This window comes from Flavobacterium sp. MR2016-29 (assembly GCF_015350695.1).
Lineage (GTDB): Bacteria > Bacteroidota > Bacteroidia > Flavobacteriales > Flavobacteriaceae > Flavobacterium.
The window spans coordinates 1-16,162 of record NZ_JADKPU010000008.1 but is presented as its reverse complement, the minus strand read 5'-3'; the positions used below and the strand labels follow the sequence as shown (position 1 = coordinate 16,162).

At 33.9% G+C, this 16,162-nt stretch carries 10 protein-coding genes and 1 pseudogene; all 11 read right to left on the bottom strand.

Translation table 11 applies throughout. The features are described from left to right. Positions 1-22 precede the first annotated feature (22 nt). Positions 23-1,420: a hypothetical protein gene (locus tag IR010_RS16235; protein ID WP_194605342.1), complete on the bottom strand. Its 1,398-nt coding sequence runs from the start codon at positions 1,418-1,420 to the stop codon at positions 23-25. A gap of 659 nt (positions 1,421-2,079) precedes the next feature. Then, a complete protein-coding gene (locus tag IR010_RS16230; RefSeq protein WP_194605339.1) occupies positions 2,080-6,120 on the bottom strand; it encodes a two-component regulator propeller domain-containing protein in 4,041 nt (1,346 codons plus the stop codon). A 175-nt stretch (positions 6,121-6,295) separates the two neighbouring features. Beyond that, entirely contained in the window at positions 6,296-6,940 is a 645-nt protein-coding gene (locus tag IR010_RS16225) for a hypothetical protein (RefSeq protein WP_194605336.1), read from the bottom strand. 205 nt (positions 6,941-7,145) lie between these two features. Further along, a complete protein-coding gene (locus tag IR010_RS16220) occupies positions 7,146-7,634 on the bottom strand; it encodes a hypothetical protein (RefSeq protein ID WP_194605332.1) in 489 nt (162 codons plus the stop codon). 736 nt (positions 7,635-8,370) lie between these two features. After that, positions 8,371-8,970, bottom strand: a complete 600-nt coding sequence (locus IR010_RS16215; protein WP_194605329.1) for an REP-associated tyrosine transposase — start codon at positions 8,968-8,970, stop codon at positions 8,371-8,373. 366 nt (positions 8,971-9,336) lie between these two features. Beyond that, on the bottom strand, positions 9,337-9,591 hold the full coding sequence (locus IR010_RS16210) for a hypothetical protein (protein WP_194605326.1): 255 nt from the start codon (positions 9,589-9,591) through the stop codon (positions 9,337-9,339). A gap of 13 nt (positions 9,592-9,604) precedes the next feature. Then, positions 9,605-9,832: pseudogene (locus IR010_RS20265) on the bottom strand (hypothetical protein); the annotation flags it as partial. A 372-nt stretch (positions 9,833-10,204) separates the two neighbouring features. Beyond that, a complete protein-coding gene (locus IR010_RS16200) occupies positions 10,205-10,855 on the bottom strand; it encodes a hypothetical protein (protein WP_194605323.1) in 651 nt (216 codons plus the stop codon). Between the two features lie 501 nt (positions 10,856-11,356). After that, positions 11,357-11,692 (bottom strand): hypothetical protein, encoded by a 336-nt coding sequence (locus tag IR010_RS16195; RefSeq protein WP_194605320.1) that lies wholly within the window; start codon positions 11,690-11,692, stop codon positions 11,357-11,359. 12 nt (positions 11,693-11,704) lie between these two features. Further along, complete coding sequence (locus IR010_RS16190) at positions 11,705-15,151, bottom strand: DUF6443 domain-containing protein (protein ID WP_194605317.1); 3,447 nt, start codon at positions 15,149-15,151, stop codon at positions 11,705-11,707. Between the two features lie 38 nt (positions 15,152-15,189). Continuing rightward, on the bottom strand, positions 15,190-16,162 hold a 973-nt coding region (locus tag IR010_RS16185; RefSeq protein ID WP_228515177.1), incomplete at its 5' end, for a DUF5977 domain-containing protein.

Sequence of the window (16,162 nt, the reverse complement as noted above, 5' to 3'; positions counted from 1 at the left end):
GTTATAACGAAGTCATAACGATTTATTTTTTGGTTATAAAAACTCTTTCTAGCTCCGTATCAAGAACTACTTTATATACTCCGGGAGCTGCAGGGTATTTGGCATTGCCATTTTCGCCTGGCGACATTGTCGCAATACCATTTTTAATCAATCTCCAAGAAGGGCTCCACCATTGACCTGTAAAAGTCGCCTCCATAGTTCCTGTTAAAGTATATTCTCCAATTAATTGATAAGGGTTGTTTGGATTATTTGCCAAATGCAGTCCGGTTTGTGTCCAAGCTGTCCAAGTATCCCAATCGGCACCTTGAATACCGCCACCACAAACACTCACGAAAGGTTTTCTTTTTGCTTCATCATCATGCCATAATCCGTTTGCAACATCTGCCCAGACTTTGCTTGCCGGCGTATATTTAGTTGCTGTATATTTCAATGTATTTGGATTTACTTTGATAACATAATAGCCTTTTGTCGGCAAAATAATTGGTGTAGAAGCAACATCATCAACTAATCCTCCTTCTGCATTCAGACCAAAACAGTGTGGCGCAAAATCAGCTTCCTGACCTAAGAAATACACTTCTTTATTGTCTTTATCTGCGTAATATTTAAACTCAAAATCTTGTCCGTTTTTTTCATGAAAATACATCGGAACTCCAACAGCATCAATAGTTAAGCTGGTGCCTTTTGGCTGATCGCATAAATAAATTGCAGGATATTCGTTTGTCGCTACTATATTTACACTTAAAGTTCCTGTGTTCGGAATAGCAAATTTATCTTTTGCTGTAATCGTTAAAACATAATTTGCTGCAGTAACAGGCAATGTAAATGTTTTATTAAAAGTATAGGATTGAGGCGCTCCTGTTAATGTTACTTTTTCATCAATTCCCAAAGCGGCACATTGAACTTGAACATAATCGATACCAGAATCGTCATTTACCACAAAATTTACAGGCATTTTGTTGCTGGTAGACAATAAAATAACAGCGCCTTCTTTTGGCGTAATCATACTTATTGCAGGCGCGGCGAATTCTCCGTCTAAACGCAGATTAATTTCTTCGTCAACAGCGTTTCCAGAAACGTCTGTAATGGTAAGTTTTATTTTGAAAGCTTCAGAAGTTCCTCTGTTTGCAGGAATTTCAAAAAAGTAACTTAGATCATATGTTTTAAGCAACGGATCAGAAGCAAATGTGATTACTTTATCCAGAGATAATTCTGGAATTTGAATCTGTACGCTCTTTAATCCTAAATCATCTGCCAATGCGGCTTTAATTTCAAATTTTCTGCTGGGTGCTCCGTAAATTTCTTTAGTAGAAACTACAACTGTAGGATCATCTGAGGCTGGAAAACCAGATTCATTATTTTGGCATCCGGTAAAAAGGACAGCAAAAAGGGCAAGAAAAAATAAAAATATATTTTTTTTCATCTCTTTAATTTTAAGGTTAGGTTAGTTAGTTTGTTTATGCGAAAAATAATTGTGATTTAAAATGAGAGCAACTCATTTTTGAAGAAGATCTAGATTGCCTTTCCGAAAGAGAAAATGGACAATAAAAAATCATGGTTGTGGTTTTTGTCATGTTAGTAAAGTTTGATTAATATTCTTTTTTTTGTTTTTTCCTCTTTAAATAGATATCGGAATATAGCCGATATCAAAGTCTTTATTTTATTTTTTAGCCCGCAATTTTAATTGCGGGCCAGATAAGTAATTCGTAAAACCAACTCTTACAATCTTATTTTAAAGAAGGCTCAATTCTTTAAGCAGATTAAAAACTTACCAAAAAATAAACACTTATTACTATACACAGTAATGCAACTAAAATCACTACTGTTAAGTGCAAAGAAATGTCTAAATCAAACTTCTGATGAGGGGTAAAATGGAAAAAAAAGGAGGTCAAAATTGCAATTCACTTTAATAATGGATTAAAAATTATGGAGTATTAAAAAATAATCGGTTATTTTTAAACAATATGTAATTATTGAATAAATCTTTAATTTACAGCTAAAACGTTTGAAATTTTTCAAATAATAACAACTCAACTGTCAAAAAGGGCTAGAATTTTCAAAGAATGAAATTCTGAAAATGTTTTATTTGATAATATTAAGATCCGAATTAAAAGAATTCTTGTACTTTTTAATGTATTCTGAAGGTGTCATTCCGAAGAGTTTTACAAACTGCTGTCTAAAATATTTTGGATCTTCAAAACCAACTTCGGCACTTGCCTGCGCAATATTCATATCTTCGGTCAGCATCAGCATTGCAGCTCTTCGAATTCGTACCGAACGGATAAAAGCATTTAAAGTCTGTCCGGAAATAATTTTGATTTTTGTGTAAAGCGTTCTATGGCTCATTCCCATTTCGAGTGCAAAATTCTTAATGGTAAAATCTTTTTTATGAATATTCGACTCGACAATATCGATACACTTTTTCAAAATTTCCTGATATTCTACTGGAACTTTCTGTGTGTTCTCTTTCAGTGTAATACTGTCTAAGAAATAGGTTCGCAGATTGCTGCGGTTTCTTAATAAAGATTCTACACGCGCTGCGAGTATATCATCATCAAAAGGTTTTGTAATATAATCATCAGCGCCGTCACTGATTCCCTGAAGATGTGTTTCGGGATTTTTAGATGCCGTTAATAAAATGACCGGAATATGAGATAAATCGTTGCTTTCTTTTATTTTTCGGCACAATTCAAGTCCGTCCATTTCTTCCATAGTAATATCACTAATTATTAAATCAGGCATGTGTTTTTTGGTCAGTTTTAAGCCTTCTTCTCCATTTTCTGCGCTGTAAACCATATAGTTTTCAGAAAACAATTTCATCAAATAAGCACGAATTTCTGCATTATCATCTATTATCAAAATGGTTCGCTTGTCTGTCAGCATTACTTTCTGAAGTTCATTTCCAGCAATGGAAGCATTTGAAAGTGTATTTTCTTCTTCATCCATTATCAATTCATCAAACAGCTGGCTTCTTTTCGGAACTTCATTGGTAATTTCAACGTCTTCAAAATGGCTGTTTCCTTTAAGAAAAGTCAGCTTAAAAGTACTTCCCTTGCCTATTTCACTCCTGCAGCTTACGCTTCCTTTGTGTTTGTCAACAAAATATTTTACAATAAAAAGTCCGATTCCGAAACCGGTTCCAACCGAAACTTTCGAATTGATTTGTTTGAATTTCTCAAAAATAACCTCAATATCTTTTTTGTCGATTCCGTCGCCGTTGTCTGAGATTTCCAGTTCGACTTCATTCTCTGTTTCGTTAAGTTTAAGTGTAATTTCACCTCCAATCTGCGTATACTTAAATGCATTTGACATCAGGTTGAATAAGGAAATTTCGATTTTTTCATAATCTCCAATAATTACAATTTCACGATTCGGAATATTAAAATTATAATTGATATTTTTATCTTTTGCCTGATTTACAAAACATTGATATACCTCATTGCAAAGATTATTTACATTTATTGGAGATAATCTAAGGGTATCGCCATCATTTTCAGCTTTTCTGAAAAGCAATAACTGATCTACCAAGCTCAAAAGTCTTCTGGCATTTCGATGCGCGATGGCTAAATCGCTTCCAGAAGAACCGTTTTGAACATTTTCTTTCTGAACTGCTTTTTTAAGCGGATTGATAATCAGCGAAAGCGGTGTTCTGAACTCGTGCGAGATATAGGTAAACATCGACGATTGTTTCTCTGCAATTTCCTTTTCTTTTTTGCTTTCGAGTTCGGCTATTTTTACTTTGTATTTTAGTTTTTCTTTATTCTTATTGTACTCTAAATACGCAACCAAAACGCCTACAACAGCTAATAAATACAAGGTATAAGCCCACCAAGTTCTGTACCACGGCGGTAAAACTTCTATCGTAACCAGACTTACTTCTTTGTTCCAGCCTCCTTTAAAATTAGTGGTTTTTACCTTAAATGTATATTTACCTTCGGTCAATCTCGCATAATTGGCTTTTCGGGCTTGACCCACATAATTCCACTGCTCATCCCAACCTTCTAGATAATAGGCATAATTTATTTTGTCGGCGTTGTTATAATCGAGCGCAACAAATTCTAAAGACAAAGTCGTTTGATCGTAAGCCAGGATTACTTCTTTTACTTTAGTTGAATTTCCTTCTGAAACCAACTCGGCTTTGCTTTCTTCGATTGGCTGATTGTTTACGTAAAAATCAGTCAACAGTAAATTATTTTCCTGATTAAACCCTTTGATGGCTTCCGGAAAAAAGAGATTAAAGCCATTTATTCCTCCAAATAAAAATTCTCCAGTGGATAATTTGATTCCCGCATTAAAACTAAACTGATTGCTTTGAAGTCCGTCGTTGACAGAGAAATTTCGGAATGTTTTTCTTTTTTTGTCAAAACGGCAAATGCCATTGTATGTACTCATCCAAAGATTTCCTTCTTTGTCTTCAAGCAGTCGCAAAATGGTGTTCGAAGGCAAGCCGTCATCTGTGGTAAGTCTTTTAAAAGTATTGGTTTTTCGGTCAAATAAAAGTAATCCGCCTTCCTGCGTACCGAGCCAGAGATTTTTGTCTTTGTCTTCGTGAATGCATCTTACAGGATTTCCGATGGTAACTTTATTGATTTTTCGAGTTCTTTTTTCGATAGAAAATAAACTGGTATAATTTCCTCCCCAAAGTTTTCCGTCGCTGGTTTCGGTTAGACATTGCAGGTTATTGATGGATTGATCAAAAAGCGAAAAACTGTTTTTAGTTCTGTCTAAAACGTACAGCGAACCTTCGTTTGTGGCGCTTGCCCAAATATTTGCTTTTGAGTCTTTATAAACAAACCAAATGTTTTTCTCCACCTGTTTTGTATACGGATTATAGCAGGAATATTGTGTAACCGAATTGTTCTTCGGATTGATTTTATTGACACCGCCAGCCCAGGTCGAAAGCCAGATTTCGTTATTATTGTCACGCGCAATTCCGGTAATAAAATTGCTTGAGAGTTTATTGCTGTAACTGATGTAGGTATTGTTTTTTCGGTTCCAATATTTTAATCCAGCACCGTCTGTACCAACCCAAAGATTGTTTTTTTCATCTTCACAGAAAGACAAAATAAAATTTTCAGCAGGATCTTTTGCATTATATCTGATGCTTTTAAAATATTTTGGCGTATTGCTGAGCATGCTGATACCGCCACGCAGTGAACCGAACCATTTGTTGCCGGCTTTATCTTCGTATAAACTCCAAACCGAATTGCTTTTGGCAAGCTGATTCTCATTTACAGCATTGTACGGCATCGCTTTTTTATTTGTTCCGATGACTTTGTAAATACCACAGCCGTCTGTTGTTATCCAGATTTCTTTTTTCTTGTCTACAAGAATATCCGTAACACTGCATTTTCCTGAAAAATAATTCTCTGAAATAGAACCTGATTTAGTATCGAATAAAAAAAGTCCTTCATCTGTTCCGAGCAGAAGATTTCCGTCAGAAGAAAGTTTCATGGATTTTACTTCTTTAGAAAGTGAAAAAACAGTTTTTAAATTTTTCGATTGATAAGAGTAACTGCAGATTCCGATATTGCGAACGTAAATCCAGCAATTTCCCTTTTTTACATCATCTTGAATGGCAATCGCATCATAATTAGAAATGCTTTTATTGCCTGAGACTTTTAGCGGAATTTGTTTTCCTGTTAATGATCCGTTTTCGAAACTGATCAAGCCTAAACTTTGCGAAGCAATTAAAACCAAATTTGCAGAAACAGAGCGCATTTGATGAATGACATCTTTTAAAATCTTTGTTTTTTGTTCTGATGCATTGTATTCGACCGGATGAAATGTTGCCGTTGTTTTATTGTAAATGCACACTCCGTTTGAGCCTCCGAGCCAAATGTTATTTTTAGAATCGCCTTCGATATTGTAAATGGTATTGAAGGGAAGTGATTTTTTGTCGTTGATTCTGTTGCGGAAAACTTTAAAATTATAACCGTCATAGCGGTTTAATCCGTCATAGGTTCCGAACCACATATAACCGTCGCTGTCCTGAAAAATCGTAGTAACCGAATTGTTCGACAAACCATCAGAAATATCAAGAAATTTAACTGGATTATCCTGCGCAGTGCCTACAGAAGAAAAACCAATTAAGAATAAAAAATATAGAACAAAATGCTTCAAAATAAATGTGTCTTTGCAATTGTGTAGAAAGCACAATTATAAGCTAATTTTATAGATTATTCATATAAATTATTCTCTAAAATTTGCATTTATGCACTTCTTTATACTATTTTTTCGCGACTGTTTATTTTTAATAAATGAAAACTTATAAAATGATGATTTAGGGAAGAAACCTTTAATTATTATTTATAGAAGCATTAATTTGTTTTGGATTTTCGTCAAATGATTCTTTCAGCGATTCAAAAAAGTTCTTGTCAGCAGGATATTTTATTTTTAAGATATTAATTTCATCGCTAACTTGTTCTGCGCTCAAAATTTTTGACTTTACTAGAAATAACTCATAATATGATTCTTGGTCTATCGTTTTTTGATTGTTTATAAAAGTCTGTATTTCTGTAATAGCTATATCAAAATATTTCTTTTTATCATCATTTTGCAATTTAGATTCACAATCCAAAGCTTTAAAAAAATTGTACTGCATTTTCTTTTTATAAGGTTTTGAAAAATCTTTTTCTTCAAGAGAATCTATAAATTTATATGCTACATCATATTTTTTTAAAAGCGAAAGAGCAGAAATCTTCAAATCAATTGATGCGCTTCTAGTTTCTGGACAATCAAGAGATTTTTCAACATCTTTTACTGCATCAGAAATTAAAACAGGATTGTTTTCAGTATAAAATTTATTGAGTTTAGTTCTTGCCTTTATAAAATTTGTTTTACAATCCTCTTTATTTGCATTTTGTCCATTACAGCTGCATAAAAATAATATCGCTATTATGCATTTAAAAAATAGTTTTATACTGTTAATTGAATAATTCATTTTTATTATCTTTTTATCTAATTTCCCATTGTGCTTATTTTCAACAGCTTTTAAAAAGGAACTCTTCGCGGAGCTGGGAAAAAGATACTATTTAAAAGAGATATAAAGGAATGATTAAGGGGGCAAAACTGCACCCTTAACTATGTCCCCAATTTTTGTTTGCACATTTAATTTCTCATAGTACTACTTCTTAAACACCGTCAGTTTACTTCAGCAGGAATTTTATCGTGTTTATGTCAGTTTTGTTTAAATATTTAAAAATCAAATAATCTTCGCTATTAATTTCTAATCCAGTTTTAGTCCAAGAATAATATGTGTTATTTGCTAAATTGATTTCTTTCCGAAAGTCATTTAAAAACACTATCGAAATTGCAATAGTTTGCTTTCCCTCTTTCGGTATTAAACTCATTCTTGGTGGATTGTTGTCTCCATTAATTTTTTCAAGTTTCTCTCCTTCGATAAACTGATTAATCTTTTTCGTGAAATTTTTTAACTCAACTTTTTTATTAGTTTTTTGTCTCGATAAAAAGATATTTCCTAGTGAATCAATTTTAATCACTTTCTTAACATCTTTGTTTTCTACTTTTGCCCATTTAAAAATAATGACTTCATAAATTTTTTTGTCATTCTGAGAATAAATATTTGATGTTGTAATTAAAAAAAATGATAGAAATAAATAATATTTAAGTTTCATACGTTTACTTTTTTTTGATATACCGCTGCGCAAAGTCTTCATCGTCAGCGCTGCGCAAATGTCTCTGACTTTGCGCCACATTATAAAATCAAATCTAAAACCAAAAATATGGTTTCTCAAATTTCCATTCTTTATTTCTGAAAATGATTAAAAAAGTTTCAGTTACTGAAAGCAATCCAAGAAAAAAACATAAATTTTTTAGTCCATGCGTACTGTTCAATATAATTTCAACTTGATACAAACAAAATGTAAAAATCCAAATCTTACTCAAATATGAATTGTTTACAGCAACATTTTTATATTTAAGATAATTGTACATTAAGACAGATGTTTTAAGGACTAAAAGTATTACAAAAGAATCTAAAAGAGTAGTAAGGTCTATCTTTTTAAAAATGTTAATAAACAAAAACATCATTATCCAAAAAAAATAATTTGAAATTACATCATATGTATTTTCTGTTGTTCGATAATTTATAATTAAGCCAATCAACAATAAAAATGTAATCACAAAATCGTAATAAGCTAATTCTCTAAAAGTAAAAAATATAATCGCTGTAATAATTATTAAAAACAATCTAAATATTAAGTTTCTCATATTTAATTCAATTAATTACTTGCCCCCGCTCCGCAAAGTACTCATTGTCAGCACTGCGCAAATGTCTCTGACTTTGCGCCACATTTACAAAATCAAATATAAAAACGAAAACGCGAAAAAGTCTCTGACTTTAAACCAAATTTAATATAAATTATGAACGATCAAAGATTTAGGTTCTAAAACATTTATTACAGGATTATCTGCTTTTTCAATTTGCAATAAGCCAGAATCATTTACATAATTACTGGCACTAGAATAAATATAATCGGAAGCTTTTGCAACAATACCGGATCTGACAGGATTTAATTGTATATAATGCAATTTAGACCACATAAAATCAGCTGTGTAAATTTCTTCAGCATGATTACCGTATTGCCAAAATTGAAAGTTTTTATTGCGTTGATGTTTTTCTGATGCCAATTTGAAACGCTCAAGCATCCATTCTTTTCTGCTTTCTGGATTATTTTGTATTTTTTCTAATATATTTTTTGCGATAAATTTCTTAAAATCTCGAATTAAATCAGATAGCTTTCCATCTTCAGACTGTAGAATTAAATGAATGTGATTGGTCATGATAACATAACCGTACAAAATCATTCCTTTGTTTTTTACGCAATAATCTAAACATTCAATAACTATATCGCGATAAACTTTTCGAGAGAAAATATCTATCCAGTCTACAACAGTAGGTGTTAAAAAATGAGGCAGACTTTGATCTCGAATTACATATCCTTCTTTCATTTTCTCTTTTTATTTTCCCACAAAAATATAAGTTTTATATTACATTTTATTAAAAAAAATGAGAAAAAGTCAGGAGACTTTTATAACGTTTACAATTTCTAAGAAGCAAAAAAAATTGCGCAAAGTCAGAGACATTTGCGCAGCTTTTAAAAAAGGGAACTCTTCGCGGAGAGGGGGAGGAGGATATTCTGAATACTATTTTTCTATTCTATTGAGACTTCCTAAGCAGATGCACGCTAACTTGAATTCTATTTTAACAGTTTGGTACACTTTAAAGTGCTATAAATGTTGTTATTATAAGCAAAAAGTCACTCCGTAATGAAGTGACTTTTATTCTGATTGCGTTTACGATACAATAGCTGGGAATTAAATCTGACGCGTTATTATACTACAACTATATTTAAAAAAGTCAATTGTTTTTAATTCTTCAATAAACTCTTTTAACTTAATAAATTCTTCTTCTTCTTCTATTTCATAGCCGTTGCAATATTCATAATCAAATTCATCATATGGAGGACATATTTCGTTTATTTTTTTTAAGTCATATCTAGAGATGTCAATTTCATCTAAAAATAAATCATTTTCAATACTATATAATTCTATCAATAATTGTTTTTTCATAATTTCTATTTAATTAAATTCCTATTGGAGACAATACAATCATAATAATAATTAAAACTGTTGAAACAGTAGCTGTTTGCGTAGGAGAAGGTGGTTGCATCTTAATAATAGGATAACTATTAGGAACACTTATTGGTTCTAGGTGAACCTCATATTTTGCTCTTGTTGCTGTTCTCTCTTTCTCTCCCTCTTTTATTTGTTCTCCTGTTTCAGGGTTATATGCTCCTTTATGTTTTTTGCCTGTTTTATCATAAACCCCCGCTCCGCAAAGTCTTCATCGCCAGCGCTGCGCAAATGTCTCTGACTTTGCGCAACATTTACAAAATCAAATATAGAAACGAAAATGCGAAAAGGTCTCTGACTTTAAACCAAATTTAATATAATTATAAAAATACAGTTTGTTCATTCTATAATAAAAAACAGAACTCATCCAAACCTTTTTATTAGAAGAGTTAGTAAAAAGTCACGAGACTTTTATAACGTTTGCAATTTCAAACAGGCAAAAAAATTGCGCAAAGTCAGAGACATTTGCGCAGCTTTTAAAAAGGAACTCTTCGCGGAGCGGGGAAGTTTGAGCGGTTCGGTCATCAGCACTCGTTTGAGCTGGGAAAACTTAAGCCTGACTCTCATCTTCTTTAGTTTTGGCAGTGTTGCTGATAAAATCCCAGTCCTCTCCATTGAGCTTTTCTTTGCTCATGTAGAACAGTCCAGCTTTGTATCGGTCATAGATGCTCACATCGGTTCTGTCGTAGTTGAAGTACTGCTGAATGTCGGTCACAATCTGCTCATGTAGCTTTTTATTTCCGACATGGATAACGAAATGATTGTGGTGACCGCTTCTGTTAGTGAAAGGTTCTGTTGTAAAGAACAGTCTGAGTTCCGTTGAATCCTGATACTTTTTGTTCAGATAATCATAAAGCCCGTGCATCTGCTTAAAACAGCTGGTCTTGTTGCGCTCCGATTTGTAAGATACCGTGAAGAAGAAACTCCAATCCATCTGCCAGAAAGTATGTTGCAGGCTCTCTTTGTCTGCCAGACAATCAATGAGGTTTCTCATGGATTGATTTTCTTGTCTTAGGACTTTGTTCTCATCGAACATCATTTCGCTGTCAAAATATCTGGCGTGGTCAATTGGAAATAATCGTTTTCCACTTGGTTTTTTAGTTTCAGCAAATAGGTCTTCATTCTTCTTGTAGAATCGGTAGATGGTGCTTTTGCTGGTTTTGGTGCTTATTGTAAATTTCTTTAAATCTTCATATTTCATTTTGTTGATTGATTAGTATATCGTTATTGCTTAGATACAGGAACTCCATACAAGAGAGTTAGTCAAGCATCTTTACAATAAATACTAACGAATCTGGAAAAGTGTAGCTTTTTGGCACTTTTTTTCAAAAATATTTTTTTCTGATAGGAAAATAACTGTTCCAAAATGAGACACTGGTCTGGTAAGTTTTAAAAATTGCGAAGTTTTCACTTAAAGCTCCGATAGTATCGATTGGAGCAGGTACACAATTTTATAGGATGGGGAGGTAACTTGACACTTAAAATCTCGGTATTTGGCATCAAAACAGCGGATACGAGGAGGGAGGGTACTCTGAGAAGTTATTTTTCAAGTCTATTGAGATTACATAGCAATTGCAGGATAACTTGAATTCTATTTTAACAGTTTGGTACACTTTAAATTGCTATAAAAGCAAAAGCCACTCCGTTATGGAATGGCTGTTTACTTTGATTACTTCCAAAAGATACTAATCAACGTAAATCATTAATCATCTTTGGTAATTTTGAAATCATTTACAATGCCATCCCAATTTTCACCATAAGTAATAAATTCAATGAAATTTACTTTGCCATCTGTAATATCCAGTTCAAAGCCTAATCCGTATTCTAATTTTTCCATTTCAATATTTTCATTAGTACTTAATGATGCATTAATAAAATTAGAATCATTAATCTTCATGTCATGACTGTAAGCAAAGTTCACATACATTCCGACACCTGTTTTCTCCCTGCTTTTAACAATGAGATAAGGAATATGCTCTTTAATTATAGGATATTCTCTTGCAATGCTATTTAAAACTGCTAATTCAAGTTCGCTCATTTTTTCCATGTTCTATAAACCTTTTCTACTAAAAGATGAAATTTTAACTTGGTCGCCTGATACACGACCACCAATAAGTCTTATTTGCATGCCATTTACTGTTATTATATTTCCTTTATCGCCATTTGGTAATATTCCTTTTGAGTTTGGACTTAACTCTCCATTAGCTAATGCCTCATTTGCCGCTTTCTGGACGGCATCGTAAGCTTTATCTTCTGAGCCTAACTTTTGCACGAAACTATCTAAATCATGCTCTTCTTTTCCAAAAATATGGTTGTATCGATTCTCTTTCTCTTTCTCGTTTCCATGTCTCTTTATACCAGTTTCTTCAATTGTTTTCTCTCCAACCTTATGGTCTTTAATGCTTAATTTTTCATCAATTTTAAAATCATTCCTTAAAGGCATTTCGCTTGTGCGTCCTCCATAATTTGGACTCATATAGTCAGTCAATACAGCGAATATAGTTCCTACTACTTTACCTAAAACTTTACCTCCAGCTTTAACTGTTTCCGTTGTTACTTCTTTGACAACTTCTGTTGTAGTTTTTTGAATAACCTTCGTTTCAATTAATCCTCCTCCAACAAAACCTTGAACTGGAGTATTTTTTACCTTAACAGATTCATGATTTGTAACATCTTTCTTTCCATTAGATTCTGCTCCTTCCAAACCTTCTATTTCAACTTTCCACACAGGATTGTTATGAGCAAACTGATAAGTAGAAATCGACATGTACTCTTCCGAAACAGGGTCAACTCCAAAAAATCTCCCAATAGCATAATCGTAATTCCTATGTCTAAATGTGTCCCAGTTCAGTCCTAGCTCGTCCTGACGCTCTTGACCAAGAAACTTATACTTATTACTGCTCTCCTGTAAAGTTACATATCCCTCATGTTTCAGCCCAAAAGGATAATAATGTGCTTCATCGATAATTTCAATTTCACCCTGTGCACCTTTTGTGTAACTCAACCGTATGTTTCCTAAGTGATCTTTATACTGAAACACGTAGGCAAGTGTACCTCCATTATTTTTAACATATCCTTCAGCTGTTGGAAAAAACTCTAAATTATTATCTTTGTACTGAAAACCTCCCAAATAATTGGTCGTTGTGGTTACTAGACCTTCTTTTACAATTTTTTCTAGCTTTTGACCACTTGCAGTGTAAATATACTCAATCGAATTTTCTGTTGCAAATACTATTTTTTTAGGAAGATTTAAATGATTATAAGTAATCTCAGTAATATTTTTATTTTTATCACTGATCATATTTCCGTTAGCATCATAGGCAAAGTCATCACTTCCTTTATTGCCGTCTTTAAATCCCTCATTGTCATTTCCTAAAAGCCCATCTGTAACTTTTACAAGCAGGTTTGAATTTTCATTCAGATAACCGTAAGTTAGATCATCAATCTGCATCGCTACTGAAGGCATATCGCTACCCCCAAATCTAGTAAGAAACTTTATATTTCCGTTTTTATCATAACTGATACTCTCATTGTAAGCTCCTGATACTGGAATTGTTGATGCTGGTTTTGCGTAAACTGCAGCGGTTAACCTGTTGAGTTTATCGTATTCGTATCTGTAAGAACGTAATGTATGATCAGAGGTCTCCCAAATAGTTTCAGAAATATTTCCGTTATATAAATCTTTTACGATTGTACTGCTGGGTTTATCATAATTAATTTTAAAAGCAAATAAATCTGGCAAACTTGCGTCTACATCTAAATTTCCCGTTTCATTTATTGCCGTAAGCCACCCTCTGATATTGTAATTAAAATCTACTTTCTGCAAAGGGTTTCCTGTACTGTTGCCTACTTTTTTAGTCATGAGCTGTCCCATTTCATCGTAGGTATTGTCTGCTAAAAGCTGTGGCGTTCCCTCTCCTATTTTATGTGTGTGTGTCAGCAGGCGATCTTGCGCAGAATAGGTAAGTTTCTCTTCTATAGTAATTTTAGGAGCACCTCCAGAACGCTGATGCTCTGTTTTGGCTGTCAATGTTTTTCCTGTAAAATCAAGTTCATTGTCTGTGTGGTTTACACCGCCAAGATGATTTTTTTGGTAATTGCTTATAACTCTTCCCTTCTGATCGTAAAAAACAGTAGCTGTTTCTCCTTCAATAGATGAAGCCGTTGTCAAAACTCTTGTCCAACTTCCTGTAGGCAGTCCTTTTACATTTGTCAAAACGGTCTGTCCTATAACAGAAGACGGTACAGGCTGAGCATCAGGAAAAGAATAATCATCATAATAATTAACCGTTAAAAGCTTAAAACTGGTAGGTTCGATACTGTTGTTGTAACTCGTAGAGATACCGTCAATGGACATAGGAGTTTTGTATTCATACAATACGGTCGCGGTGTTTTGAGCATCCTGAAGTGATTTTCTTGTCACCGAATTTGAAGTCTGACTGCTCCAGCCTGTGTATATCGGACGGCTGAAAGCATCATATTTTGTAATTATCCATCCTATTGCAGAATTATCTTTAAAAGGTGATAATGCAGGTCCAGTAGCTACTGGCCTGTCTAATTTATCATAGACGATAAATTCCCACTGTTTTCCCGGAAGTTTTTTCTCAACAAGCCTGTTGCGGTTATCATATTTATATTGATAACAAAGTCCGTTTAAAACTTCATCATTTATGACGCCGTCAGCCTTAGGCGGAATTACATAGGTTAAATTTCCATAAATATCATACACATAATACGTATCATGCCTGTCGCCTGATTCGTAGCTTCTTTTTAAAACAATCTGCCCTTCCTTATTTTTAAATTCTATCGTAGAACCTGAAGATTCACTCGGATTTGCGTTCGAATTCTCGTCATAAGTTACGTTTTTGTACAGCTCTTTTTCTTCATAACTTCCTCCGTTAGAAAAAGTGATCTCATAAAGACCTAAACTAGCCTGCCACTCTGCAGTTGCTGTATATTTTTTTACAGCATCATTGGAAGTATTAGTCTGATAATCCAGTTTTATTTCGTGACCGCTCTCCATTTTCCATGAAGTTCCAGGTGCTGCCTGCTTTAACACTCTGTTTAATGGGGATGACTCAAATCGTTTTTCTGAAAAGGGATTTGATGTATTTTCATATTTGTCATTATTGTAAAAGGCTACATCAGCATTAACGGCTGTAAGAGGATCTATTAGAGGATAATAGTTACCGCCATTTGCTACAGCATAAGGAAGATAATCTTTTGCCTGCCTGCCAAGACCATCATATTCTATTGGTGTTACAATATCTTGTCCACTTCCGCCCTGAGCAGGTTTAATAGTTTGTATTGGACGGCCAAGCCCGTCAAAATAAGTTACAGTCTGAACCAAATCATCTTTTGTAAGCGTATTAAAACTGGCCGCCTGAACCGGTTTTTTTGGTGCTGCTGTATAAATAAAGTTATTATCACTGAAAGTCTGGGCTGTTAGCACCTCTGCTAGTAAAAATAGAATTAAAATTGGTATATATTTTTTCATCAGTTTTGAATGTCTTTGTTGAATATCGAAATCTATATTTACTCTTCTGTCTCTCCAGGGTTCAGACAACGTCCATTTGCATTAGCATATGCCTGTGCATTGGCACTTACATCTGCCCATGCTTTATTATCTGCATCAGCCTGTGATATAGTCGATTTATATGCTCCCTGATCAACAATGTAATAAACATAAGGAAAAGTAGTTCCTGGAGGGCAATAGTCATTTTTATAAATTTGATAAACAATCAGTTGGCTATAAAATGTACAAGTACCTCCATTTGCTTGCGCCTGACCATAATAATTGAATAAGTTTAATGCTGCTGCATCTGCTTCAGCTTGAGAAACTGTTGAACGGGCCGCTCCAGAACCCAGCGAATAAACTACACTGGAACCAGTTGTTCCCGATGGGCAATTATTTTTTGTAAAAGTTCCACTTAGAGGACTGCTATAATACTCACATACTCCTGTTATTGAGTTTGCATAAACCGGTCCATCTGTGTTGAATTTTAAAATTGCACGCGAATCTGCATCGGCTTGTGAAATTTTAGAAGTTATAGTTCCGGCGCTTTGCCCATAATAAAAGGATGCTGGTGAGCTAATTGTACCCGCTGGACAATTAGTTTTAGCAAAATACCCACCTAAGGCAACACTATTAAAGGTACAGTCACCATTGGCATTTACATAAACCTGACCATCAGTGGCAAATTTAAAATATCCATTTGTATCAGCATCATTCTGCGAAATTGTTGATGTTACCGCTCCCGCTGGCTGCGTATATTGAAGAGTAGATGGTATTGCTCCGTCTGGACAATTATTTTTTCTAAAAGGGCCACTTAAAGCTACACTGTAGAAAGTACAATAACCATTAGAATTGGCATATGCAAGTCCGTCTGTATTGAATTTAGCCAGCCCATCACTGTCAGCCTGTGCTTGTGAAACAGTTGACTGCACAGCACCATAAGCCTGACTGTAAGGAACACTTGAGCCCGAACCGCCCGCAGCACAGTTAGTT